General features: G+C 39.3%; 27 protein-coding genes and 3 pseudogenes. 8 read left to right on the forward strand and 22 right to left on the reverse strand.

From position 1 onward, the window contains the following. Positions 1-6 precede the first annotated feature (6 nt). From essB to NST24_RS15125, 3 genes are all read right to left on the reverse strand, one after another. On the reverse strand, positions 7-1,320 hold the full coding sequence (gene essB, locus NST24_RS15115) for a type VII secretion protein EssB (protein WP_008345895.1): 1,314 nt from the start codon (positions 1,318-1,320) through the stop codon (positions 7-9). Positions 1,321-1,334: 14 nt separating this feature from the next. Then, a complete protein-coding gene (locus NST24_RS15120) occupies positions 1,335-1,574 on the reverse strand; it encodes an EsaB/YukD family protein (RefSeq protein ID WP_008345897.1) in 240 nt (79 codons plus the stop codon). A 95-nt stretch (positions 1,575-1,669) separates the two neighbouring features. Next, positions 1,670-1,963 (reverse strand): WXG100 family type VII secretion target, encoded by a 294-nt coding sequence (locus NST24_RS15125; RefSeq protein ID WP_003213769.1) that lies wholly within the window; start codon positions 1,961-1,963, stop codon positions 1,670-1,672. Between the two features lie 407 nt (positions 1,964-2,370). Between NST24_RS15125 and NST24_RS15130 the strand changes: the two genes are divergently transcribed. From NST24_RS15130 to NST24_RS15140, 3 genes are all read left to right on the forward strand, one after another. After that, complete coding sequence (locus NST24_RS15130) at positions 2,371-3,600, forward strand: PucR family transcriptional regulator (RefSeq protein ID WP_008345900.1); 1,230 nt, start codon at positions 2,371-2,373, stop codon at positions 3,598-3,600. 110 nt (positions 3,601-3,710) lie between these two features. Then, positions 3,711-4,847 carry an alanine dehydrogenase gene (gene ald / locus NST24_RS15135; RefSeq protein ID WP_342461937.1) on the forward strand — a complete coding sequence of 379 codons (1,137 nt, stop codon included), beginning with the start codon at positions 3,711-3,713 and terminating at the stop codon, positions 4,845-4,847. A gap of 116 nt (positions 4,848-4,963) precedes the next feature. Continuing rightward, a complete protein-coding gene (locus NST24_RS15140) occupies positions 4,964-5,560 on the forward strand; it encodes a biotin transporter BioY (protein WP_304717711.1) in 597 nt (198 codons plus the stop codon). A 47-nt stretch (positions 5,561-5,607) separates the two neighbouring features. Here the strand turns inward: NST24_RS15140 and NST24_RS15145 are convergent, their stop codons facing one another. Both NST24_RS15145 and NST24_RS15150 read right to left on the reverse strand, forming a co-directional pair. Further along, positions 5,608-6,936: a Na+/H+ antiporter family protein gene (locus tag NST24_RS15145; RefSeq protein WP_024719743.1), complete on the reverse strand. Its 1,329-nt coding sequence runs from the start codon at positions 6,934-6,936 to the stop codon at positions 5,608-5,610. 139 nt (positions 6,937-7,075) lie between these two features. Beyond that, positions 7,076-8,566 carry a leucyl aminopeptidase gene (locus NST24_RS15150; protein ID WP_008346787.1) on the reverse strand — a complete coding sequence of 497 codons (1,491 nt, stop codon included), beginning with the start codon at positions 8,564-8,566 and terminating at the stop codon, positions 7,076-7,078. A gap of 326 nt (positions 8,567-8,892) precedes the next feature. On the opposite strand from NST24_RS15150, the gene NST24_RS15155 reads away from it, so the two are divergent. Then, on the forward strand, positions 8,893-9,369 hold the full coding sequence (locus NST24_RS15155; protein WP_024719744.1) for a divergent PAP2 family protein: 477 nt from the start codon (positions 8,893-8,895) through the stop codon (positions 9,367-9,369). Between the two features lie 40 nt (positions 9,370-9,409). Here the strand turns inward: NST24_RS15155 and NST24_RS15160 are convergent, their stop codons facing one another. The 4 genes from NST24_RS15160 to NST24_RS15175 form a co-directional block, all read right to left on the reverse strand. Next, complete coding sequence (locus tag NST24_RS15160; RefSeq protein WP_024719745.1) at positions 9,410-10,054, reverse strand: 3D domain-containing protein; 645 nt, start codon at positions 10,052-10,054, stop codon at positions 9,410-9,412. A 99-nt stretch (positions 10,055-10,153) separates the two neighbouring features. Further along, positions 10,154-10,474: a YuiB family protein gene (locus NST24_RS15165; RefSeq protein ID WP_003212933.1), complete on the reverse strand. Its 321-nt coding sequence runs from the start codon at positions 10,472-10,474 to the stop codon at positions 10,154-10,156. A gap of 81 nt (positions 10,475-10,555) precedes the next feature. After that, positions 10,556-10,681, reverse strand: a complete 126-nt coding sequence (locus NST24_RS15170) for a YuiA family protein (RefSeq protein ID WP_008346797.1) — start codon at positions 10,679-10,681, stop codon at positions 10,556-10,558. A gap of 135 nt (positions 10,682-10,816) precedes the next feature. Continuing rightward, a complete protein-coding gene (locus NST24_RS15175; RefSeq protein WP_160758061.1) occupies positions 10,817-12,034 on the reverse strand; it encodes an NAD(P)/FAD-dependent oxidoreductase in 1,218 nt (405 codons plus the stop codon). Between the two features lie 390 nt (positions 12,035-12,424). Here NST24_RS15175 and yumC point away from each other — a divergent pair, with 390 nt between their 5' ends. Beyond that, positions 12,425-13,423 (forward strand): ferredoxin--NADP reductase 2, encoded by a 999-nt coding sequence (gene yumC, locus NST24_RS15180; RefSeq protein WP_035389290.1) that lies wholly within the window; start codon positions 12,425-12,427, stop codon positions 13,421-13,423. A gap of 46 nt (positions 13,424-13,469) precedes the next feature. Here the strand turns inward: yumC and NST24_RS15185 are convergent, their stop codons facing one another. Next, positions 13,470-13,676 carry a hypothetical protein gene (locus tag NST24_RS15185; protein WP_008346803.1) on the reverse strand — a complete coding sequence of 69 codons (207 nt, stop codon included), beginning with the start codon at positions 13,674-13,676 and terminating at the stop codon, positions 13,470-13,472. Between the two features lie 202 nt (positions 13,677-13,878). On the opposite strand from NST24_RS15185, the gene NST24_RS15190 reads away from it, so the two are divergent. Next, a complete protein-coding gene (locus tag NST24_RS15190) occupies positions 13,879-14,295 on the forward strand; it encodes a hypothetical protein (protein ID WP_096881806.1) in 417 nt (138 codons plus the stop codon). Between the two features lie 122 nt (positions 14,296-14,417). On the opposite strand, the pseudogene NST24_RS15195 reads toward NST24_RS15190, so the two are convergent. The 10 genes and pseudogenes from NST24_RS15195 to NST24_RS15240 all read right to left on the reverse strand — a co-directional run. After that, positions 14,418-14,534 (reverse strand): annotated as a pseudogene (locus NST24_RS15195) (iron-sulfur cluster assembly accessory protein); the annotation flags it as partial. 358 nt (positions 14,535-14,892) lie between these two features. After that, positions 14,893-15,831 carry a hypothetical protein gene (locus NST24_RS15200; RefSeq protein ID WP_342461938.1) on the reverse strand — a complete coding sequence of 313 codons (939 nt, stop codon included), beginning with the start codon at positions 15,829-15,831 and terminating at the stop codon, positions 14,893-14,895. Between the two features lie 433 nt (positions 15,832-16,264). After that, positions 16,265-16,447: a hypothetical protein gene (locus NST24_RS15205; protein WP_252056634.1), complete on the reverse strand. Its 183-nt coding sequence runs from the start codon at positions 16,445-16,447 to the stop codon at positions 16,265-16,267. Between the two features lie 15 nt (positions 16,448-16,462). After that, positions 16,463-17,545, reverse strand: a complete 1,083-nt coding sequence (locus tag NST24_RS15210; RefSeq protein WP_342461939.1) for a serine/threonine-protein kinase — start codon at positions 17,543-17,545, stop codon at positions 16,463-16,465. Next, the gene (locus tag NST24_RS15215) at positions 17,545-18,033 is read right to left on the reverse strand and encodes a hypothetical protein (RefSeq protein WP_342461940.1); all 489 of its coding nucleotides are present in this window, start codon (positions 18,031-18,033) and stop codon (positions 17,545-17,547) included. Before NST24_RS15215 ends, NST24_RS15210 begins: the two co-directional genes overlap by 1 nt. A gap of 364 nt (positions 18,034-18,397) precedes the next feature. Next, positions 18,398-18,943 (reverse strand): annotated as a pseudogene (locus NST24_RS15220) (recombinase family protein). A 100-nt stretch (positions 18,944-19,043) separates the two neighbouring features. Continuing rightward, positions 19,044-19,205, reverse strand: a complete 162-nt coding sequence (locus NST24_RS15225) for a hypothetical protein (RefSeq protein ID WP_342461941.1) — start codon at positions 19,203-19,205, stop codon at positions 19,044-19,046. A 175-nt stretch (positions 19,206-19,380) separates the two neighbouring features. Further along, a complete protein-coding gene (gene erpA, locus NST24_RS15230; protein ID WP_268417350.1) occupies positions 19,381-19,743 on the reverse strand; it encodes an iron-sulfur cluster insertion protein ErpA in 363 nt (120 codons plus the stop codon). A 73-nt stretch (positions 19,744-19,816) separates the two neighbouring features. Further along, positions 19,817-20,671 (reverse strand): diaminopimelate epimerase, encoded by an 855-nt coding sequence (gene dapF, locus NST24_RS15235; RefSeq protein ID WP_007500427.1) that lies wholly within the window; start codon positions 20,669-20,671, stop codon positions 19,817-19,819. A gap of 270 nt (positions 20,672-20,941) precedes the next feature. After that, positions 20,942-21,178: a YuzB family protein gene (locus tag NST24_RS15240; protein ID WP_008346813.1), complete on the reverse strand. Its 237-nt coding sequence runs from the start codon at positions 21,176-21,178 to the stop codon at positions 20,942-20,944. Between the two features lie 255 nt (positions 21,179-21,433). Here NST24_RS15240 and NST24_RS15245 point away from each other — a divergent pair, with 255 nt between their 5' ends. Further along, the gene (locus tag NST24_RS15245) at positions 21,434-22,501 is read left to right on the forward strand and encodes an NAD(P)/FAD-dependent oxidoreductase (protein WP_058213651.1); all 1,068 of its coding nucleotides are present in this window, start codon (positions 21,434-21,436) and stop codon (positions 22,499-22,501) included. 48 nt (positions 22,502-22,549) lie between these two features. On the opposite strand, the gene NST24_RS15250 is transcribed toward NST24_RS15245, so the two are convergent. Continuing rightward, positions 22,550-22,780, reverse strand: a complete 231-nt coding sequence (locus NST24_RS15250; RefSeq protein WP_008346816.1) for a hypothetical protein — start codon at positions 22,778-22,780, stop codon at positions 22,550-22,552. A 99-nt stretch (positions 22,781-22,879) separates the two neighbouring features. After that, positions 22,880-23,209 carry a YuzD family protein gene (locus NST24_RS15255; RefSeq protein WP_008346819.1) on the reverse strand — a complete coding sequence of 110 codons (330 nt, stop codon included), beginning with the start codon at positions 23,207-23,209 and terminating at the stop codon, positions 22,880-22,882. A gap of 121 nt (positions 23,210-23,330) precedes the next feature. On the opposite strand from NST24_RS15255, the pseudogene NST24_RS15260 reads away from it, so the two are divergent. After that, positions 23,331-23,630: pseudogene (locus NST24_RS15260) on the forward strand (NifU family protein). Positions 23,631-23,710: the final 80 nt, after the last annotated feature.

Here is a 23,710-nt window from a genome sequence, read left to right on the forward strand (position 1 = left end):
AAAGAATTATTTTTTCTCATCTTTTTTCGTCTGAGAGGTTTTCTTTTTTGCATCAGATTCTTTCTCTTTTTTCTCCTGATCGGCTTTTGACTGCTCTTTTTGTTCAGCTGTTTCATCTGTTTGGCTTGCATCTGAGGAGTCATTGGTGCTCGTCTCCGTTGTTTCTTTTTCTTCATACTTCGCCATTTCCTTAATGATTGGATCTAGCTGTTTTTGTTTTTCTTCAGCAGATAGGCTGTCGTCATTTTGAATTTCATTGCGGTAGGCGACGAGTGCTGTGAATATGTATCGGTCGTCCCCTAGCACCCTTGCAATATCCAGAGCTTCCTTGCTATTGCCTTGTCCAATATGAATCCAGAACAGGAAGTATTGCGGGTCTGTCTGCAATGTGTACGTATCCGTGATTTCTTTTTTGTGCTGGTCAAGCAATAGATTCCCTTGATTCGTTTGCACATACGAAATGGCCAGTTCATATTGAAGAGAGACTGGCATTTGATCGGCTTTGTATTTTTCGAGCGTATCCACCACTTGGCTGTACTGTTTGTTGAGATAATACTTGTTCGCTTCCACATACGCTTCTTGTTTCGGCATGGCGAAAAAGAACGTGTAAATGGTATACACCAATGCAGGAATCAAAAGAACAAGGAGACCAAGTCCAATGTATCGTTCGATCTTCCATTTCTTTTTTGGAATGGTTAAGAGCGTCTTTTCTTTTGCTTCGATGGCTTCTATTTTTTGTTGAATCAAAGCAGACAATTCTTCCAGTGACTGTGTATCACTTATTTCCTTTGCCAGCTCAGATAATTTCAACGTATCATGATAAGCCAAATATTCTTGAAACTGATATTCATGGTCCACCACTCGAAGAATGACGGCTTTGACCTCTTTTAACAGACGATGTTGGTCGGTTTCATATGGCGGGATGCTTTCTTTAACCCCGTAATGCAAAAATGCAGGCGCTAAGCCTTGATGAAAAACAATGTTTTCAGGAGAAACAATAGGATGCAGCCGCTTCACGTCGTGTTTGCACACTGCATCGACAAGCTGGTATGAAAAAATCCATTTGCTTTTTTCATCCTTTGCATGGATGAAACGAAATTCCTGATAGGCAGGAGGCGGTTGAATCGAAATGATGACCTCACCTTCGGTTAATTGGATCTCTTTTTTAAATGAAGGATTGATGTCTTTAATCGGTGCCGCTTCTAAACCGTCTAAGAGTTTAATTGTCTCTCTTTGAAAAATGAAGGTGTAAGTGCCTTCCTCTTTTTTCATGACTGCTTCTAATTGTTCTTCTAAATAGGAACTCTTTTTATCTGCCATTTACAAAAGTCCTTTCATAGTATTTCCAGCCTGTCTCCTGTGGTGATTCCACAGTCTGACAGCTTATATTCGCCTGAAAACACAGCTTTCTTATTGACTACACGCACCCATCCGCCATCTCGTTTAGGTAGTGAGATTTGTTTTGCCTGCCAGGCGATATGGATGACTTGTTTAATATGTAAATAATTTGATAGTCTCAAATCAAACACACTGCCATCATAGTTTTTTAAGTCGATGGTAATATCGATATACACAAATTTCCACCTCACAAAATAGAAAGAGCGCCGGCATCAACTGACAGACTCGGCGCTTTTTCTGCTTTTCACACTTAGAAAGGAAATCCCTTTGATTAGCCGCGGATTTGGCTAGCGATGTCTTGGTCAGTGCTTTCAAGTGTATTTGCAGTTTGATCAAGCTGATTGCTGACATCTGTTAATAGATCAGACATTTTGATGAATGAAGGTTTAAGCTGTTCGTATTGATCAGCGAATGCTTCACTAGAAGCACCTTCCCACATTCCTTTTAGGTCAGAGATCATTCTATTTAGACGATCAACTTGGTTTAACACTTCTTGACTTTCAACACCATATTGCTTAGCGGTCGCTCTTAGTTCTTCTGGGGTTACGCGAATAATTCCTGACATATTCCTCATTACCTCCCGTGCATAGCCGCCATATAATGGGCTAATCCACTTATTTTTTGACGTTATTATTATAAAAACAGAAATGATACACAGTCAAACAAATCTGTTTTTATTTTACAAAATGAGTCTATGGAATTACTGTTTTTTCGCTCTTTATCTAGTATTTAACAGTTTTTTGGTCATATATTCTTAATAAAAGGGCGTGCACTTCCATGAATCTTTCCGCCTATTGATTTTTTACTACATTATTATTGTACTATTTCTTTTTGTGATCAACGCATGACCAATGTGCTCATTTCTCAAGCTTTTTGTTTTTTTAATGATTATGGCATTTTTTTGTTGATTTACGTACCTGATTCTCTTCATAATGTAAGTACGTGAAATATTCGAAAAAGCAGGGGTTTTTTATGACAAAAAAGACAGATCCATTTAAGTATAGCCTTGATCGTTTAGAGGATGTGGCAGACCAAATTAGTGATGTGCTCAATTGCCCTATTACTATAGAAGATACTCATCATCGATTATTAGCCTATAGCACACATAATGATTTCACTGATCCCGCCAGAACTTCAACCATTATCTCCCGCCGTGTACCGGAAAAAGTCATTAATCGGCTTTGGAAAGACGGTATCATTCCTACACTCCTTAAAACAGATGAACCGCTTCGCGTACCTCAAATTGCAGAAGTCGGTCTATCCAGCAGGGTTGCCATTTCCATATGGAAAGACAAAGAGGTGCTCGGCTTTATCTGGGCAATTGAATCCACGCAGCCTTTTTCAGATGAAGAAATGGACCTTCTCAAGATGGCAGCACATGCCGTGAAAAACAAATTACTCAATTTACAAATTCGAAAAACGAAAACAGAAGAACGCAATCAGGAGCTATTTTGGAAGATGCTCACAGGACATATTCATGAAAAGGATGAGATGCTTGATCTCTTCTTGAGACTTGGAATGAGGTGTCCAGACACGTATGCGATTATTATTTTTCGCCTTCGTGATGAACTCACTGAAGATACGGAAAAGAAGCTCTCCTATCTGCTTGAAACAACGCAGCAAGTGCAGGTGCTGTTAACGACTGTTGATTTTAACGAATTCATTATTCTTGTCTCACCAAAAACAGAACATCCGCTTCAAGATATTAAACAATTCACAAGCGGCATGCTAAAGCAGTTGTCTGATCGGTATCAGCTCCATGACGTTCAAGCGGCCATTGGTGGAATTTACGATCACATTACTCATATTCAGCCATCCTATAAAGAAGCACTGGCCGTCTTAAAAACAAAAGAACGCTTTCCTGTGGAAACAGAACAATTAAACAGCTTTTCTGAACTGGGTATTTATCAATACTTAGATGTGCTTGCTGAAAAACGAAAGGGATCGTCTTATTCCAGTTACTCTTTATCAAAGCTTGAGGATTACGATCTCAGGCATCATTCCAACCTCGTCGAGACCCTTGAACGGTTTATTGATTGTGACAGCAACGCCAATATCGCCGCAAAGCAGTTAAATATTCATATCAACACATTGAATTACAGACTGAAGCGGATTACGGACATTGCAGAAATTGATTTAAAAAACATGAATGAGAAAATGACCATTTATCTTGATATGAAGCTAAAAAACGTCCCTTTGTGAAATTTCACAAAGAGGCGTTTTTTAATTTTTTCATTCAACCGAAGAATTTTCTAAACTTTCAGGATACACTAGACATACAATATCAATAGATAAGCATAGGAGGAATTGATATGATCATCGGCATTCCGAAAGAGATTAAGAACAATGAAAACCGGGTCGCATTAACACCAGGAGCAGCATCTCAATTGCTTTCAGCTGGACACCAGATTTTAATTGAAACGAACGCTGGTTTTGGAAGCGGTTTCACTGATGACGATTATGTATCTGTTGGTGCAGAGATTCTTGATCAAGCGAAAGATGTGTGGGCATCTTCTGATATGATTATGAAGGTAAAAGAACCATTACCTGAAGAATATGCTTATTTCAGAGAAGGTCTGATCTTATTTACGTACTTGCACCTTGCAGCAGAGCCCTCCTTGGCTGAAGCATTAAAACAAAAAGGTGTAACAGCCATTGCTTATGAAACGGTAACGGACGGAAAATCACTCCCTCTATTAACGCCAATGTCTGAAGTAGCAGGTAGAATGGCTGCTCAGATTGGTGCTCAATTTTTAGAAAAGCCAAAAGGCGGAAAAGGCATTTTGCTCGCCGGCGTGCCAGGAGTATCGAGAGGGAAAGTCACCATTATTGGCGGCGGCGTCGTTGGAACAAATGCAGCGAAAATGGCGATCGGACTTGGCGCAGATGTCACCCTTATTGATGTAAATGCGGAACGATTACGTCAGCTGGACGATCAGTTTGGTCATCAAATGAAAACGTTAATGTCTAATCCTGTTAACATTGCAGATTCAGTGAGCGAGGCAGACCTGCTCATTTGTGCGGTTCTCATCCCAGGTGCTAAAGCTCCAACCCTTGTCACAGAAGAAATGGTGAAACAAATGAAGCCTGGTTCTGTCATTGTCGATGTAGCCATTGACCAAGGCGGGATTGTGGAAACAATCGATCATATCACAACACATGATCAGCCTACTTATGAAAAGCACGGCATTTTACATTATGCTGTTGCCAATATGCCAGGAGCGGTTCCGAGAACATCGACAGTTGCTTTAACAAATGTCACGGTCCCATACGCACTGCAGATTGCAAATAAAGGCGCTGCAAAAGCGATCAAAGAAAACAAGGCGATTGCTGAAGGCGTCAATGTGATGAACGGATATATCACCTATGAAGCTGTCGCTCGTGATCTCGGCTATGATTATGTGCCTGTTAGTAAAGCCCTTGAAACCTCTTCCATGACCGAAGCTTAATATTTAGCCCGCCCTTTTCAGGGGCGGGTTTTATTGTTAACCTAAAATAAAAATGAGTTGACAAAAGAATCTCTTCCCCTTAATCTATTTGTACAGATAAGACAGGGGGAAATATCATGCAAAAGAAGACAAGAACAGCTGACTTTGTGCTCGTCGGGATGTTTGCTGCACTCATGGCTATCGGAGCCAATATCACATCCATTGTGCCATTTTTACAGGTCGGCGGAATCCCACTTACGATGCAGCCGTTTTTTTGTGTGCTTGCTGGTCTTTTGCTGGGCAGACGACTTGGCGCATTGGCCATGATTGTCTATGCTCTTGTTGGGATCGCTGGTGCACCTGTATTCGCACAGTTCTCGGCGGGTCTAGGCGTTATTTTAGGAAAAAGCGGTGGCTTTGTGTTATCATACATTCCTGCTGCATGGCTTGCCGGATTCATTCTTGAAAAAAGACAAAACCCTGGTTTTAGCCGCTTTTTATTTGCAGCCATTGCAGGAACGACCGTGATGTATGTGATCGGGACAACTTATACGTACATCGCATTAAATGTATGGCTGAACGCACCAATCTCTTATCAAACCACATGGTTCTTCATGATGTGGTTTATGGTAAAAGACTACGCGCTGACCATCCTCCTTGCGATGCTGGCACCTAAAATTTATCGATCGGTTTCAAAAGCCACATCCTTTCGAAAAGAACAAACAGCTTCCTAATATCAGAAAAGGTTCCTTTACTCTATGAGTAAGGAACCTTTTTTCATTTATAGCATAATTGCCGCAAGCCAGCCGAACAAGACGAGCGGGATATTATAAAAGGCGAATGTTGGGACACATGTACCCCAAATGTGGTGATGCTGTCCATCCATATTCAGTCCAGATGTTGGTCCGAGTGTACTGTCGCTTGCAGGTGAACCTGCATCTCCTACCGCCGCAGCTGAACCAATAATCGCAATAGTCGCCATCGGGCTGAATCCTAAGTGTAAACAAAGCGGGACAAAGATCGTCGTAATAATCGGAATCGTTGCAAATGATGAGCCAATGCCCATTGTCACTAGCAGACCCACCAATAGCATTAAAATAGCCGCTAAGCTTTGGCTGTTTCCGATAAATTGAGAAGACGCCTTGACGAGAGATTCAATATCTCCTGTTTTCGTTAAAACATTGGCAAATCCAGCTGCAACAAGCATGACAAATCCGATAAATGCCATCATGTTCATGCCAGATGTAATCAGCGCATCTGCTTCATCACGTTTCATCATTCCAGTTACAAACAAGACAAGCAAGCCTGCAAGCGCACCGAAGATCATCCCTTCGACTCCAAGGCTTTGAGAGAGATATAACTGAACAATAAGTGATACAAGGATCGCAAGTCCAGCAAAGAATAAGCTCTTTTTTGTATATGCTGATTTTTCTACATCCGTAATGTCACGATTCTCATATGTTTTTGGCTTACGATAGACAAAAAGTGAAACGATCAAGCCAACAACCATGCCGCCTACAGGAATCAGCATCGCATACGGAATGTCTGCTAAATTCACTGTTAAACCTGCATCTTTCATGTTGTCACGAAGCATTCCGTGAAAAATCTGTCCAAAACCGACCGGAAGTAAAATATATGGTGCAGTAAGTCCGAAAGTCATCACACATGCTAGCAGTCTGCGGTCAATTTGAAGCTCGTTAAACACCTTTAATAATGGCGGGATTAAGACCGGAATAAAGGCAATATGAACAGGAACAACGTTTTGAGAAAAACAAGATACAATCAAAATGACCAGAATAATGAGCACTTTTGATAATGTTTTTCTTCTTGAATCGCCTTCTTTTCCAAGAAGCTTCACAGCTCCTTCGACCATGGCATCAGGAAGACCCGTTTTCGTCAGGGCGGCTGCGAATGCACCTAATAGTGCGTAACTAATCGCCACTGTCGCATTTCCGCCAAGACCGTCAGTGAACGCTTGAACTGTTCCCCCTAGACCTAATCCACCTGCAAGTCCGCCCGCTAAAGCGCCAAGTGCCAGCGCAATCACGACATTGACCCGCAGCAAGCTTAATATCAACATTAAAACAACCGCTAAAACAACTGCATTCATGGTGAAACCTCCGAAATCCTTTAGTTTACTAATGTAGTAGATAATTAAAGTACCAACGTATGTTACCATAGAAAATTTACTTCGTCAAATGGCGTATGTCCTACATAAAAAGCTCTGCCAACTGGCAGAGCTTCTGTCTTTATTTCTTCGGTTCAAATCGTTCCACAAATGTTGCTAATGATCTGACCATCACACCTGTTGCTCCTGTTGGCCCGAAGCATGAAGGTTTTTCTGTCGTGGCTGTTCCTGCAATATCTAAGTGCACCCAAGGGGTGTCTTCAGCGAATTCCCCAATGAATGCACCTGCCATGATCGCATGACCATCACGGCCTGGTGAGTTATTCAGATCAGCCATTTTGCTGTTTCTTACTCGTTTTTTATCTTTTTCGGTGATTGGCAGCTGCCAAATCATTTCCCCACATTCTTCTGATGCCTCTTTAAACTGGGCATACAGTTCATCGTTATTTGTCATCACGCCTGTTGTCTCATTCCCAAGTGCCACAATGACACCGCCTGTTAATGTCGCAACATCCACAAGCACAGAGGCACCATGCTGCTTCGCATAGGTCACACCATCTGCTAAAACAAGCCGACCTTCTGCATCCGTGTTAAGCACTTCAATTGTTTTGCCGCTTAGTGAGACAATGACGTCATCTGGCTTCATCGCATCTGCTGAGACCATATTATCTGTTGAGGCGATGACCGCAATTACATTCTGCTCTGGACGAAGTTCACCGATGATTTCCATTGCGCCTAAAACAGAGGCTGAGCCACCCATATCAGTTTTCATCCCTACCATACTTGCTCTTGGCTTTAAGGAATACCCACCTGTATCATACGTAATGCCTTTACCGACAAGGCCGATGACGTCTGTCCATTCTTCCTTGCCTTGATATTTCAATACAATCAGCTTCGGTGGTTCTGTTGAGCCTCTATTAACGGCTAGAATACCGCCCATTCCGAGCTCTTCCATTTGTTCTTTATCTAAAATTTCAATCTCGAATTCATATTTATAAGCAAGCTCTGCCGCATAGGATGCAAGATCAGAGGACGTAAGCATGTTCGGCGGCATATTCACAAGTGTACGAGCCGAATTGACCGATTGTCCGTAGACTTCGCCCACTTTCAAACTTGCCTGAATTTCGGCAGCATCATGATCCGTTGTTGCATAAACAAATTCGATAAAGCGATCCGGTTCATTCGTTTTATGTTTAAAATCTTGTAATTCATATGTAGCTAAAAGGCAGCTTTCAGAAAGGGCATGGGCTGCATCTTGAACAGGCAGATCCTTTCCTGTGAATGTATCAAGCAAAACCGAAACTGCTTGCTTTTTATCTTGATGAAGCTTTTTAAATAAATGCGCAAACACTTCCTTTGCCTCTTCAAACGTGTAATCTGACTCCTTCCCAAGCCCGACAAAATAAATACGTTTAATGCCGGTTTCAGGAGATGGGAAAAATTTCGAAAGCTGATTTCGCTTGGACGAAATATCGCCTTCTTTTAATAATTCAGTGATTCTTCCTCCATGTAACTCATCCATTTCTTTTGCTTTTCCTGATAATTGGCTCTTTTGAAAAAGTCCGATGGCCAGTGTATCTTTATGTTGCAACTCATTTGTCGAGAAAAACATATTTATCACACGCTCCTTCAATGAACTCCATATTTCACATTGGAACTTCTATTATATCAAAATTTATGTGCTGATACGATCATTGCCAGCCTGTCTTCCCTTGAAGAACATTTATATTTTGGCACGCGGAAGGGCATCATGAAAAAGCGGCAGCGATCAATAGCAACCTGTCCATGGTCTCCTCGTTCCACATCTACTTTCTTTAATGTTATAATGAACATGGACTTGGCAACAGTTCTTACTGCCATCATTTTTTTATCTTACTAGGGTAAATACTTTATCATTTCGCACGTTATTTTTTCTTAAAGAGAGGATGTTTCTTGTTCATGAGCGTACTGACGAATTTTCCGCTGCTTGCCAGCCTTGCAGCCATCTTTTTTGCACAATTTGTAAAAGTACCGATTCAATTTATCATTTCTAGACGACTAGATTGGTCGCTCATTACAAGCACAGGCGGAATGCCAAGTTCACACTCCGCAGCAGTAACAGCACTCTCAACAGCAGTTGCTTTAGAGCACGGGCTAGGAACATCTATTTTTGCCATTTCCGCCATCTTTGCCATTATTACAATGTTTGATGCGACAGGTGTTCGCAGACAGGCAGGAGAACAGGCAACTGTCCTGAACAAACTGGTCACAGATTTTAACCGGTTTGTTGCCGAGGCAAAGAACTTCCCAAGTGCGGAAGAAAAAGAGAAGCAAAAGAAATTGAAAGAGCTTCTTGGGCATAAGCCGATTGAAGTCTTCTTCGGCGGCTTAACAGGAATTTTGCTCACACTCATCTTAGATTATTACTTCATGTAGAAACGAAAAAGCTTTGGACCTTTCGAGATCCAAAGCTTTTTTATTCTTTATTGGCTTGAAACTGCTGCCGGAACACTTGCATCGATTCCGCTTCATTCAACTGATTTAAGTCTTTTTCTGTCAGCGTTCCTTCACCCTTTTTAATCACATAAACGTCCAGCACTTTTTTACCCCATTCTCTATACACATCATCAACCGTTTCATAATATAAATCAAGCTTATGACCTTTAATCGCTTTCCCAGTATCTGCGACTACACCATAGCCATAATTGGGGATAAACAGGACAGTTCCTATCGGAAAGACAGATGGGTCCGCTGCCACGGTTGAATATAAATCACGTTTTACTTTGACGCCTGAATATGTAATGCCATATGCATGATGTTCTTTCGTCTTACCTGTTGATTCTACACCTGCTGTATAACCTGTGGCGACAACCTTTTGCTTCGGATAATCGTTCCAATTAAATGCTTCTTCGAGAGAAACAGCTCGCAAATCGTCACTTTTCACCGCCATCGTCTGCCTTTTTGGATGCTTTAAAAAAGAAGATACGTGCTTACCGGCATCGGTCTCTTTCACCCATGCAGCTAAATCACTTGGTTCTACGCCAGATATGCCCGTAAAGCTTGTCATCAAGGCAAGCATAAACAGAACTGTCATGAACAATCGTTTCATCCATGTTTTCATTTCTATTTGTCACTCCTCTACCCATCTATTTGTTTCCAAACAAAATGGAAACTATGCAAAGGAGAAACAAAAAAACCCACTTGCGTGTAGACAAGTGAGTTAAAACATTTGATAGCCTCTTTTACGAAGGGCATTGATGACAAAACCTGAGGCAATGGCACCAATTAGACCACTTAATAAAATAATGATATCTGCCGCAGCAAGAGAAACGATGCGGTCTCCTATCCCGGAAAAAGCAATGCCTGGTTCTCTTACATAAGCAATCATCTTTTGATTATTGATAATGAAAAGGCATACAATTGGATATAAAATTGCCATAATCCATGACATTCTCAGCAGCATATTCAGCAAAAAGCCAATGCCGAAGAATAACACGAAAAATAAAATAACTGAAATGATAACGACTGGTAAACTGATCACTTCATCTCCACCCCCAAATATCCCATCATTAGTTTAACTTGGAAATAGAGATGAAGTCAATCAATGGAAAAAGCCGTAAGATTAATGCTTCTTTCCTGTCCCTTTACATTCCTCACATGTTTCTGATCCGCCGAGCAATAACTGAAAATATCCTTTTCCTGAACAATACTGACAAGTTGACTTTTTTTCTTTCGTTTGTGCATTCATATTGCTCACTCCTTAATCTAAATTTTCTGATAATTCATCATAACATATTTTTCTGTCCAGTACCAAGTGAGAAAATATTCCATAAAACATTAAAAAACGTGTACCACAAGGATACACGTTTTTGTCTATATCGGTTTAGAAGAACTTGAATTTTCCTTTTTTCAGAACAAGTCCTGGTCCGCCAACCATGAATAATGAACGGTTGTCGATGATTTTTTTCATTGCAGAAGCTTTTGTTCCTTGAAGTTTTTTACCAAACGCAACACCTACAGCGTCGTGTTCACCAAGAGAAGCAACTGTTCCTTTGATGTCTGGCTTAAAGCTTTCAAGCGTGCCACCTTTTACTAGTGCTGCAAGGTTTTTCGCTACTGTTTCACCTTGCTGCATCGCAATTTGTGCAGTAGGTGGGTATGGACGATTAATTTCTTCATTGATGATTAATGAGCAGTCACCGATGATGAATACATCTTCATTTTCTGGTACACGAAGATCTGGAGACACTTTTACGCGGCCGCGCATGTTTTCAAATCCAGCTTCTTCAACGATTGGGTTACCACGTACACCAGCAGCCCAAACAACAGTTTCAGCTTTGATTTCTTCTGTATCATCGTCTTTTCCAACAATGATGCCTTCAGGCGTACATTCTTTGATCGCTGTACCGATTTTGAACTCAACACCTTTACCTTGAAGGTAGTTCATCGCATAGTCGATCAATTCAGGATCAAATCCTGGAAGAGCTGTTGGTGCAGCTTCTACACAGATAATACGCACGTCTTTTTGATCAATATCATACTCTTTGCAAAGCTCAGGTACACGGTTTCCAAGCTCACCAAGGAACTCAATACCTGTGAAGCCTGCACCGCCGACAACGATTGTCAGACGCTCTGGACGCTTTTCAGCTTCCGTATTATATGTCGCAAATTGAAGTTCAATGTGCTCACGAAGCTGACGAGCAGAGTTGATGTTAGAGATTGAGAATGCATATTCTTTCAGTCCTGCAATACCAAATGTTTCAGGAACAGCACCAAGCGCAACAACAAGGTAGTCATAAGAAAGTTCGCCATCTGATGTCACAACTTTCTTCTCTTCCTTATTAATGCTTTCAACTGTTGCTTGTACAAAGTTGACACGGGAACTGTTAATCACATCTTTGATTTGATAACGACAACGGTCATGATGAAGAGTACCTGCACTTGCTTCATGTAACCATGTTGTTTCGTAATGATAATTATGCTTGTTCACAAGAGTAATGTCCGCATCATTTGTGCCAAGCTGTTTTGTTAATCTTGTTACAGTCATTAATCCGCCATAACCTGCACCTAATACAACGATTTTCGGTTTATTCACTGGAATCACATCCACCTTTTTAAAATTTGCTGTAAAACGGATAAAGAATTACATATCGTTATTCTCAACCGCTTTGCGGCATTTTATGAAATTTAAACAAAAAAATAAGTATGTGAAAATCTGAACTTTCACCTACAAAAAACGAAAGCATTTGACCGTATCCGACAAAAATTCATAAAAAATTAATATTTAGTTCCCTTAACAATAATAGCGAGTTCTGCTCCTTTTTTCAAGGCTTTAAACTGAAAATCCTTAGGATAAACGGTCTTTCTCTCTTTTTTCCCCTTTTCACAGCATCGGCATCAAAAAACGACAAGTTTTTCAAAACAAGTCAAACGACGATATGTGGTATGATATGATATAGTGATAACAATTTTCATTTGGGAGGATTAAGGAATGCAAGAAGATTCTAAGGTATATGACATTACCGTTATCGGGGGCGGCCCAGTCGGATTGTTTACTGCGTTTTACGGAGGCATGAGACAGGCAAGTGTGAAAATCATTGAAAGCCTTCCTCAGCTCGGCGGTCAACTATCCGCTCTTTACCCTGAAAAATACATTTATGATGTGGCTGGTTTCCCAAAAATCCGCGCACAAGAATTAATTGATAATTTAAAGGAACAAATGGATAAATTTGATCAAACCATTTGCTTAGAGCAAGCTGTGGAAACGGTTGAAAAACAAGCAGACGGTATCTTCAAACTCGTTACGAATCAAGAGGTTCATTATTCAAAAACGATCATCATTACAGCTGGTAACGGTGCATTCCAACCGAGAAAGCTTGAGCTAGATACAGCAGAATCATTTGAAGGAAGCAACCTGCATTACTTCATCAATGACTTGAACCAATTCGCTGGCAGACGTGTTGCTGTTCTTGGCGGTGGAGACTCTGCGGTTGACTGGGCACTGATGCTTGAGCCAATCGCAAAAGAAGTATCGATTATTCACCGTCGTGATAAATTCCGTGCACATGAGCACAGTGTAGAAAACTTGCACAACTCGAAAGTCAATGTGCTGACACCATTTGTGCCAACTGAGCTCATTGGGGAAGACCGCATTGAACAAATTGTGCTTGAAGAAGTCAAAGGCGATAAAAAACAAGTACTAGATGTGGACGACGTGATCGTCAACTTCGGTTTTGTTTCCTCCCTTGGCCCAATCAAACAATGGGGCCTTGAAATCGAAAAGAACTCTATCGTGGTCAAATCCACGATGGAAACAAACATCGAAGGCTTCTATGCGGCGGGAGACATCTGTACGTATGAAGGAAAAGTCAAATTAATCGCAAGCGGATTTGGTGAAGCACCAACTGCTGTGAACAACGCCAAAGCTTACATGGACCCGAAAGCTCGTGTACAGCCGCTTCATTCCACAAGCTTATTTGAAAATAAATAAGAACGGATCAAAAAAAGGAGTTCCATCTGCGGAACTCCTTTTTTGTTTATTTAAAAATCCCAATATAGGCATTCGCCATTCCAAGTACCATTGCAGCAAGCAGCACCACAACAATTCCTGCCACAACCAAAATCACCCGATCCTTCACACGTTCCTTTTTCGGAAGCGGCTTGTCTATCCCGCAAGATGGACATGTTTTTGAACGATACGGAATCAGTTCATGACAGTTCCTGCAATTGATTTGTTCACTCAAACCTCAGCAACCTCTTTTCTGATGACAGTTTATGTTTGGTTCTCATGATACTCTTTTCGAGTGGAAATAGCCAGTTGTGAGGACAAGCTGTAACAAAATTGAGCGATTTACAAATTGTTTAAGAAGGAATGGAATCAATGAAAGTTTGATTGGTTCAACCGATATAAGAAGGAGAAGATCGTCATGAAGGATAGGTGGAAAGATGATAAAGCGTTTCATGATTAGTTTGAGTTTGTTACTGATAATTGGCGGCTCAGTAGAAGTGTTTGCAAAAGACTATAACAAACACTATGCTCAATTCGCTGCCGGATTGAATATGGATGTTGATCAGCTAGAACCTTTTTTAACACATGTGTCTACTTCGATTTTAGATGCTGGTTTGAGTGATCAAGAAATCAAACAGATACTCACCAACGTTCAAAAAATGAATAAAAACAATGAAACAAAAAGAATGGGCATCTTTGAAGTGGTGTACCATGAAAAACCAGCAAAGATTAAAATTGAAATTGAAGTCCACGTGGAAGATGGCAATAAAGAAGTCGTGATCTATATGTTTAGCACCCAAGAGTTGGTGGATGTCTTGGATAAAGAACTTTTGAAAATAGAAGAAGCAATATAAAAAGAGATGCGGAATGAGTGTCTTTTTTGGTCACCTTTCCTCTTCAAACAAAAAGCCTCCTCATTCGTGTTGTTTACAAGAACAAACGAACAAGGAGGCTTATTATTATCCATGATAAGTTGTTAACACTCTTCCGGCGTACCGGTATTCGTGGCTGTTCTGAACGAAGAACCGCATCCGCATGAAGCAATCGCGTTCGGATTGTCAATCGTGAAACCGCCGCCCATTAGTGATTGTTTAGGAATGTTGATATATTAAGGTTTATAAGTGTTTTGAGTGATTATGAATTGCAAGCATGGTTGTTAATTGCAAGCCTTCACGATTGTTAATGTCGTTAACTGAATTATACCCAAAAATTTATATTCAAACAAGCAAAACCCCATCTTCCATAAAGAGATGGGATGGACTAATGTTATAAAATTTACAAGTTACCAATTCATTCATTACTTACAACTGCTCAGTTGTTAGCAACATAGCTGCAGCACTTCATGAGTTTTGAAGATCTGAACAAGTTACTTTTGAAGCTAAGTTTGACTATCGTCATCTCTGACCTTTATCTTTTATAATCCAGAAAACATCACCGATCTAAAATAAATATCAATTCAGCATTAAATTGCTTAAAGTTTTAAATGCCTTCAAATGGGTTTGACTTAAACCGTTAAATTGCTTTAAATTCTTTTCAACATCTTCATCATAGTGTGCGGGTGGAAGTAAGTCTTTTCGTTTTGAGACATATCCATTACTTATGTAAAAATTGCTTGTCATAAAGATACATTCTTTTCTTAAAACATACTCTATTACCTTAAGCAATTTATCGATATTCCTAGTCAGCATTTTAAAGCAATCAGTGTAGAATACTGGTTGTAATTCAAGCGATATTCGCATCAAAATCTCTAACAGTCCTTTGTCTAACTTTTCATCGATTCCGCTTTGTATTTCTACAACTCTCATTTTCTCTTTTTGGTTAATTGGAGTCAGTGTCTGTTGTAATTCTGCTATTTCTAATGGTGTGTATTTAAGGCTATCAAAAACTTGTGCTTTATTAGACCATTTACCTAATTCTGATATGGCTTTCCATGCTACGGGATATCTCTCTTTTAGATCACGGTATAGATCTTTACTGTCATCAATTGTTAAATCATTACATTCCTTTTCAAAATCTATGCACTTGAAATGTTTTATTGCTTCCTGTGTAAAAGTCTTAACATCAGTTTCAGGTATAGGCGATTTTTTCAATCCTAATGCCAATGCAGCCTTTCGATTACTAACAAGATTTTCGAATAAGCTATTTCTAATAGCAACCACAACAAAACACCTTAATTCTAAATTCTCATTTGGTTCATAAAAAGTTGCTTCTTCTAGTCCAGTCGTCAACAAGACTCTTCTAAATTCAATATCAGTCCAACGAATCAAAAGAGAATAAATACGAGTTTCTATATCTTTATTAACAACTTCAATAACATTATTTGGTATATTGTATCTCTTAAAAAATGAAGGCAGTACATCTTTAACATAGTCATTTATAAGGTTACTCATCTTTCCTCTTTCCTCCTATTAGATATTGATGGGCAAGTGATCTAACTTTAGAATGCTTCCTTAGTATCCCCACTCTACGCCCAAAATGTAACTACGAACCCCTAATAAAATCGATATTTCATTAATAAATCTACATCATAAATTTCCGTACTGTATGTACTCACGCTAAAGTAACGCACTATTACACCGACTTCAAAAAAATCCAAAGCAGTTTGATCTAAATGTGCCGCTTTTTGTTTTGTAGGTTTGAATATTACAGAGGAGTATTCCCTTTCCTCATCCTCTCCACCATTTGTTTCGCTTGTTCTCTAAAGTGTTTGAAGTTTATTGGGCTTACACACTAGTTTAATCTTCAAGTGTCTTTACCTATAAAAGCATTTAGTTTTTCAAGCAACCAAATAGACCTCCCACATGTTGAGTGAGAGGCCATTTTTTATTTGAATCGTTTATTTTCGTCTTTAGGTTTAATATCACTATACCCATTTCCCAAATCAATAATAACCATATTGTCTCTAAGATCAATTGATTTATTAGATTTAAGACGCTCTATAAAGGATTTACCTTGATGTGGATTCGCTAAATATTTCCTAGATAACTCATTAGCTTCCCGAAACATCATAACTAACCTCCTTTATGAGTATTGTGATAAAACTGTTTCTAAATGAGCCAACGCTTCTAACAAGGTATCATTTCCCTTATTATGTCTAGGCTGATTTTGAGTGTTTCCACTATTCTTAACATATTTTTTAACAGAAGTCAAGTATTTTCCTTCATTTTCTTCAACCCTTACGGTAACAATTGAACTAGCGTTATCCAGCGACCACACAAACTCACGTTCCTCTTCTATGATAACATATCTCCAATCCATTTTCTCATCTATTTTACTTAAATCATTAATAATGGATAGGACATCTTTATATCGTTTATCTATATCTGTATGTAACATCTTGTTAATTATTCTACGAAGTTTAACTGGAATTTGAGGAAGATAAGACTTCCTATTTGGAAATTCGCCTCTTTGTATCTTTTTTATGAATTCCTCATCACTATTGCAACTTGTTTTTAGTAAATCAAATTGTGTTTTGAAATCAGAATTCCCGTTACACATTCGATATAAAGTTAGCCCTGCTTGATATATATCATCTTGAACTGTTTTATCTGTAGTAACATACGCTTCAGGTGATCTATGTGCTACATACTGTCTCCTTTGATTTGCAAATCCATTTTCATTTAAATGTTTTGATAACCCAAAGTCCGTTAATAAAGCCTTGTTAGTATCATCTATTATTACATTAGTAGGCTTAATATCTAGATGAATAAGTCCCTTTATGTGTATGAACAATAACCCAGAAAGAAAATCCAGTGAGTATCTTATAATTTCTCTAGTGGTCAAAAAACGTTCATTTAACACTGAGTTTAAAGATCCGTTTGCATAGTAAGGCATTGTAATATATACATTTTCATCATTTTCTGCAGAGTAGTAAATGGGCATTACATGCGGATGTTTTGATGTATTCAATATTTTTGCTTCAGCAAAATAGTCCTCAACAGATTGTTGATCAAGAGACTCCTTAGTTATCTTCTTTAGTATAAGTACTTGTTCTAATTGTGTATCCCTTGCAATCCAAACCTCTGAATTTTTCCCCTCAACATCACCAATTCTTTTCCATTTATCAAGAGAGAGGTGAGGTTTAACATGATTGATTTTTATCATTACTCCCCGCCTCCAATCTGATAATTGGTAGCTGCTAATGCAGAGAAGATACATTCTCTTTGCTTTTGATTTAAATTGCCCCAATTATCAATACCTAAGATGTTGTTTTCACCCTTACAGCTTTCTTTAATGGTTGTGCTACTATTGTTTACTCTTGCTGCAATGGAAGTGTATGTACCCGCAAAATAAGTTTTAATTGTACTATCTGCAAATAACTCTTGAATAACCCCTTCAATATTCATTCTAAAAACACTCGGGGTTTGAGCTAAACCTTCAGTCGTTTTTAAGCCAGCATACTGAATATCGTATTCACAAATTATCGAGAATAATGTATTACGAATAAATGAAAGCTGTTTCGGAATATCATCATTTAAAGCTTTCGGTAGAACTAATTTTTGTGTTAAAAAACGAAAGTTTCCTCCATCTTCAAGTTCTAAAATTACATAATATATTTCAGATGGTTCAACCCTTATACCAATAGATTTCATATTTGAATTCCCCTCCTGGTTTCCCTACATTTTACCATATTACAAGAATGATAGGAGGAAAGTAATGCATTTTTTATTTTATGTATCTTTTGACAAAGACAAGCATTCTCCCTACCTCTCAAATGTCCATTGATAATTTAATAGATTGTCGAGCCTTATCGATTTAATACTGTTCAAGCGTTTCGTGAATGAAAAGCGTAAACAACAAATGTATGATATGTTACAAAACGTATCGGTTCAAGATCGTTTCATGGTGTGTGGATGAACCGACTGTTGGTATATCCCACCAATACCCCTAATGAAAATGTGGAAATATACCCCTATACCCTCGATACTAGAAAGAGACTCCACGAGGAGTCCCTTATTAACTTACTTTTTGATTCTCTTTGATTAACTTATCTAATGTTGGTCTTGATATGCCCAATTCTTTAGCAAGCTGAGACTTAGATACTTCTCGATTCATATACCGTTTATAATGCTGATGGAAGTCTAGGATTGATACCTTTTTTCTCCCTTTATACTTTCCTTCTGCTTTAGCTATTGCGATGCCTTCACGCTGTCTTTCAAGCATATTCTCACGTTCAAAATCGTTAATAGCACTAATCATCTTTAACATTAGTCTGCCTGTTGCCGTTGAAGTGTCAATTTTTTCTATAATTGACACAAGTTATACTCCTTTTAATTCTAATAGTTCAACTAATTCCAACAAGTCTTTTGTTGATCGTGCTAATCTTGAGAAGTCTGCAACATAGATTGTATCTCCTTCTCTTGCAAACTCCAACATCTCTTGTAATTTTGGTCTTTCTGTATTCTTTGCGGATACCTTCTCTTGATACACTTTATCTATTTTGTACTGTTTCATTGCTTTGACTTGTCTTGCTTCGTTCTGTTCAACTGATGATACTCTGATATATGCTTAAGTAATTAATGTAATCCCTAAAAACCTGAGGCGATAGTTCATCAATTGTTTCAATTTCATAATTCTTTTGTAGCCAATTAACAAAGTACCCTCAATCTTTTTTATAATCCCTCAAAGTTCTTTCTCTTAGTCCTTCTGCACTCTTACCAGAGATAACAAGATCTATTGCTTGCTCCATGGTTATCTTCGGATATTCCTTTTGATTTGACAATTTACCAACTGGTTTCTTCCTAATTCTCTTGTTTAAAGACATAAAAAAGCCTCCTCAAATAGTAATGTAATTCAACATTAACTTTCGAGAAGGCATGTAATTTACAACCCTAAACTGACATATTTGGGATTGTTAATACACATTTTCTGGCTTGTGTACACTCATAAATATAGTGTAATTCATAATCCCTGCCAATAAACTTTTAACCCTTAAATCATTAACAATCTTCAGGCGTTCCCGTATTCGTAGCTGTTCTAAACGAAGAACCGCATCCGCATGACGCAATCGCGTTCGGATTGTCAATCGTGAAACCGCCGCCCATTAGTGATTGTTTGAAATCAATGATGGTTCCGTTCATGATGTCAAGGCTTTCGGAGTCGACAAGAACCTTGATGCCCTGCTGTTCAAACTGCGTGTCTTTTTCTGAAACTTCATGGTCAAAGCCCATCCCGTATGAAAGACCGCTGCAGCCGCCGCCTTTTACGCCCACTCGTAGGAACGCATTTTCTTCTTCATGTTCTTTCATCATATCTTTAATCTGCAATGCAGCAGCTTCTGTAATCGTTACTGGTGTACTCACGATCATCCCTCCTTTTGACTGGATGTTTCTTTTCAATTATAAACGTGATGTTGCCTTTTCTCAAATAAATGGTTTAGAGATAGAATGTGCCGTCACAAATTGTTTCAGCAGGTCCTGTCATCAGCACATGGTCATTGTCTTTCCAGCGAATGATGAGGTCTCCGCCAGCTAGATGAACGGTCATATCCGTTTCTTTTTTCGCATGTCCATTCACAATCGTTGATACAGCCGCAGCACATGCTCCTGTTCCGCACGCTTGCGTAATCCCTGATCCTCTTTCCCACACGCGGAAATGCAGTTCCGTTTCACTGACGCGTTCAACAAATTCTACATTGACGCCTTCTGGAAACATGTCATGCTTTTCAATGATTGGCCCAAGCGAATCGAGCGGCGCCTGTTCAATGTCTTCTAAATAGAAAACGATATGGGGATTCCCCATTGAAACAGCTGTTCCATTTAAGGTCGTCGTGCCAAAATCAAGCGGTTCATTAATCGTTGTACTGGCCGGTTCACCAAGCATTGGCATCGCTTCTTTTTCAAAACGAGGTTTACCCATATCTACTGTCACTAACTGAACGTGACCATCCTGCACATGAACGGTCGCCTCAACGAGTCCTGACAATGTCTCAATCTGGAACGTTGTGTCTGTTACGATTTGATGCTCATATACATATTTAGCAACGCAACGCAGACCGTTACCGCAGTTTTTCCCCTCTGATCCATCATTGTTGAAAATGCGCATCTTCACAGGCGCAACATCTGATGGGCAAATGAGGATCATTCCGTCTGAACCGATACCTGTATAAACAGAAGAAACGCGGATCGCTATCTCTGACAGCTGCTCTTCTGGAAGCTGTTCCTTCATCTGATTGACGTATATATAATTGTTTCCTAGTCCGTGCATTTTCGTGAATTGAAATGATGTCATGAGCGTCCTCCAAAAATGTTGTTTCTTTATAGTATAAAAGGAGTCGATTCAGGAGACAATCTTATCATCCCCCGTTTTTCATACATAGAAGCTCTTTGCTGCCATGGCAAAGGGCTTTTATTATGCATATGCCTCTTTTTCTCTCGTGTGATGCTTCATTTTGATGATATTTTATTAGCATAACATATTGGATGCGCTTTCTACATTTTCTCCTGAAAAATGGAAACTGAATATATGAAAAAAATGCACCTCATGACCCATGTGGTGCATTTAAAACATGTCGTTTTCCTCTATAAAAGCATAAATACGCTCAACTAGCTGCTCTGCATTTTCTCCAGAAACAAATTCTCCATTCACAAGGGCAAATGGGGAGTCCATACATTTGCCGCAGTAGCTTAAACAACCGTATTCCATTACATCTAAGTTTGGGTCTTTTTCAAGTTTCTCTTTTGCTTCTTGAGACCCTTGTGCAAGATTACTTACACAAAATTCGATCAGTGGAAACACTGTGCTTCACCTCACATTTGCCTTACTATCCTACCGAAATTCCTTCTATTAGTCAAAACATGAGCTTCAATAAATCGTTACGCCTATTCCCCGTAAAATGTTTTACTATTTAGGACTAAGTAATGAATATGTAGGTTATTTTGAAACAATTATTGTGGTTTCACAGTAAATTCGATATAATTTTATTTGGTATTTTAACTTAAAGTTTTTTAGTATAAGTGTTTTTCAATGTCTAGGGGGAAAAGGAGAATCGTCATGAAAAATTTAGTCTTGATCGGCGGAGGTTACGGGAATATGCGGGTTCTCCACCGCTTATTGCCAAATCAATTACCTGATGATGTTACTATCACATTAATTGATCGAAATCCTTACCACTGTTTAAAAACAGAATATTATGCACTTGCTGCTGGAACGATCTCTGATCATCACATTCGAGTATCTTTTCCAGAGCATCCGAAGCTGGATATTCAATACGGGGAAGTAGAAAAAATTGATATTGAAAACAAACAGATCTTATTTAGCGACCGTGAACCGCTTCCATATGATGATACGGTAATCGGACTCGGCTGTGAGGACAAGTATCACAATGTCCCTGGTGCGAAAGAACATACATACAGCATTCAAACCATTGATCAGTCAAGACATACGTATAACAAATTAAACAATTTGAGTGCAGGTGCAACGGTTGGTATCGTCGGTGCTGGACTTAGCGGGGTAGAGCTGGCCAGTGAACTGCGTGAAAGCCGTTCTGATTTAAACATCATTCTTTTTGACCGCGGAGAACTGATTCTTTCCAGTTTCCCAAAAAGATTAAGTTTATATGTACAAAAATGGTTTGAAGAAAATGATGTGAAGATCATTAACTGCGCCAATATTACGAAGGTTGAAGAAGGAGTTGTGTACAACCATGACGATGCCATTGAAGCAGATGTCATCGTGTGGACAGCAGGAATTCAGCCAAGTAAAGTCGTGCGAGATATGGATGTTGAAAAAGACGCCCAAGGCCGTGTCGTCTTAACTCCTCATCACAATCTCCCTGGAGATGAGCATGTCTATGTCGTAGGTGACTGCGCAAGCTTGCCGCACGCACCAAGTGCACAGCTTGCCGAGGCACAGGCAGAGCAAATTGTGCAATCTCTACAGAAACGCTGGAAGAACGAGCCGCTTCCTGAGACTTACCCGCAGTTTAAGTTAAAAGGCGTACTTGGCTCTTTAGGGAAAAAAGCCGGCTTTGGTTTAGTGGCGGATCGTCCGCTTGTTGGTCGTGTTCCAAGACTCTTAAAATCTGGACTTCTTTGGATGTACAAGCACCACAATGGATAAAATGATGTGAATTTCTTCTCAAAGCTCCTTCTAATGAAGGAGCTTTTATTATGAAACGGCATGTGCCGATGGATGGTTCACTTTGATAGGAGCAAGCGCAAGGATGCAGTCTTTACGAAACGTTCTGATCGTCTTCTTCGATAAACAATACGCTTGTATGAACTGTTCAGTTTGACGATGTACAATGATTTTTCGTTTCGAGCACTCTCCATTTTTCTTCATATAAATCATATCAATCGGTATTTGTTGATGAAGAGATTGTTTTAGTAAATAATTCATGATGCTCACGCTCCTTTCATCTCATTATATACGAACAAACGTTCTAAATCAACCTAAAAGGAACGTTTGTTCGATTTATTTTTCTAAAAAAAGAACAGCTCATTCACTGCTCTCTTCGTACCCGTATTTCTCCATTTCTTGATAAATATCTTTTAATTTCGGATTGCCCTCTCCTACAATTTGATCCTCAACAAGGACAAGCGGATAAAAGAATTCATCATCAAGAATTCGTTCAGATAATTCTTTTTGGCGTTCGTTTTCAGGCGGGTGCTCAATATCGATATATGTGATGCGAAACGGCTGATTTGGATATTTTCGTTTTAATGCTGCATCTAGCCACTCAAATGTATCTTTTGAAGAAGGCAGATTCACGCAACTAGCGCACAGGACATCTCTTCCATATACATAAAGGTCAACGGTTTTGTTCATTTGACAAGCCCCCCATTCTTTCTTTATTTTAGCTGAATTTTCTGTATGAAAAAAGTCAAAATCACTTTTTGTTTCAAGATGAGATTGTGCTATAATGAGAAGGAAACTTTGAAACCAATCAATAGATTTTTATCGTCCAGATGAATATAATGGTGATATGTTGTGAAAGGAGCGATTATATCTAATGACTGAAGTCGAAATGAAAGACCAAGTACAGGAAGTACTGGACAAACTTCGTCCATTTCTATTACGTGATGGTGGAGACTGTGAGCTTGTAGACATTGAAGATGGCATTGTGAAATTACGCCTTCTTGGCGCATGCGGCAGCTGCCCAAGTTCAACCATTACATTGAAAGCCGGTATTGAGCGCGCATTATTAGAAGAAGTACCTGGCGTTGTAGAAGTTGAACAGGTTTTCTAATTCATATATGACATGAAAACGACCCTTACTGGGTCGTTTCAGACCGTAGACAAACCCCACCTTTATTTCAAGTAAAAGTG

The organism is Bacillus sp. FSL R5-0286, from assembly GCF_038593245.1.
Classification (GTDB): domain Bacteria; phylum Bacillota; class Bacilli; order Bacillales; family Bacillaceae; genus Bacillus; species Bacillus altitudinis.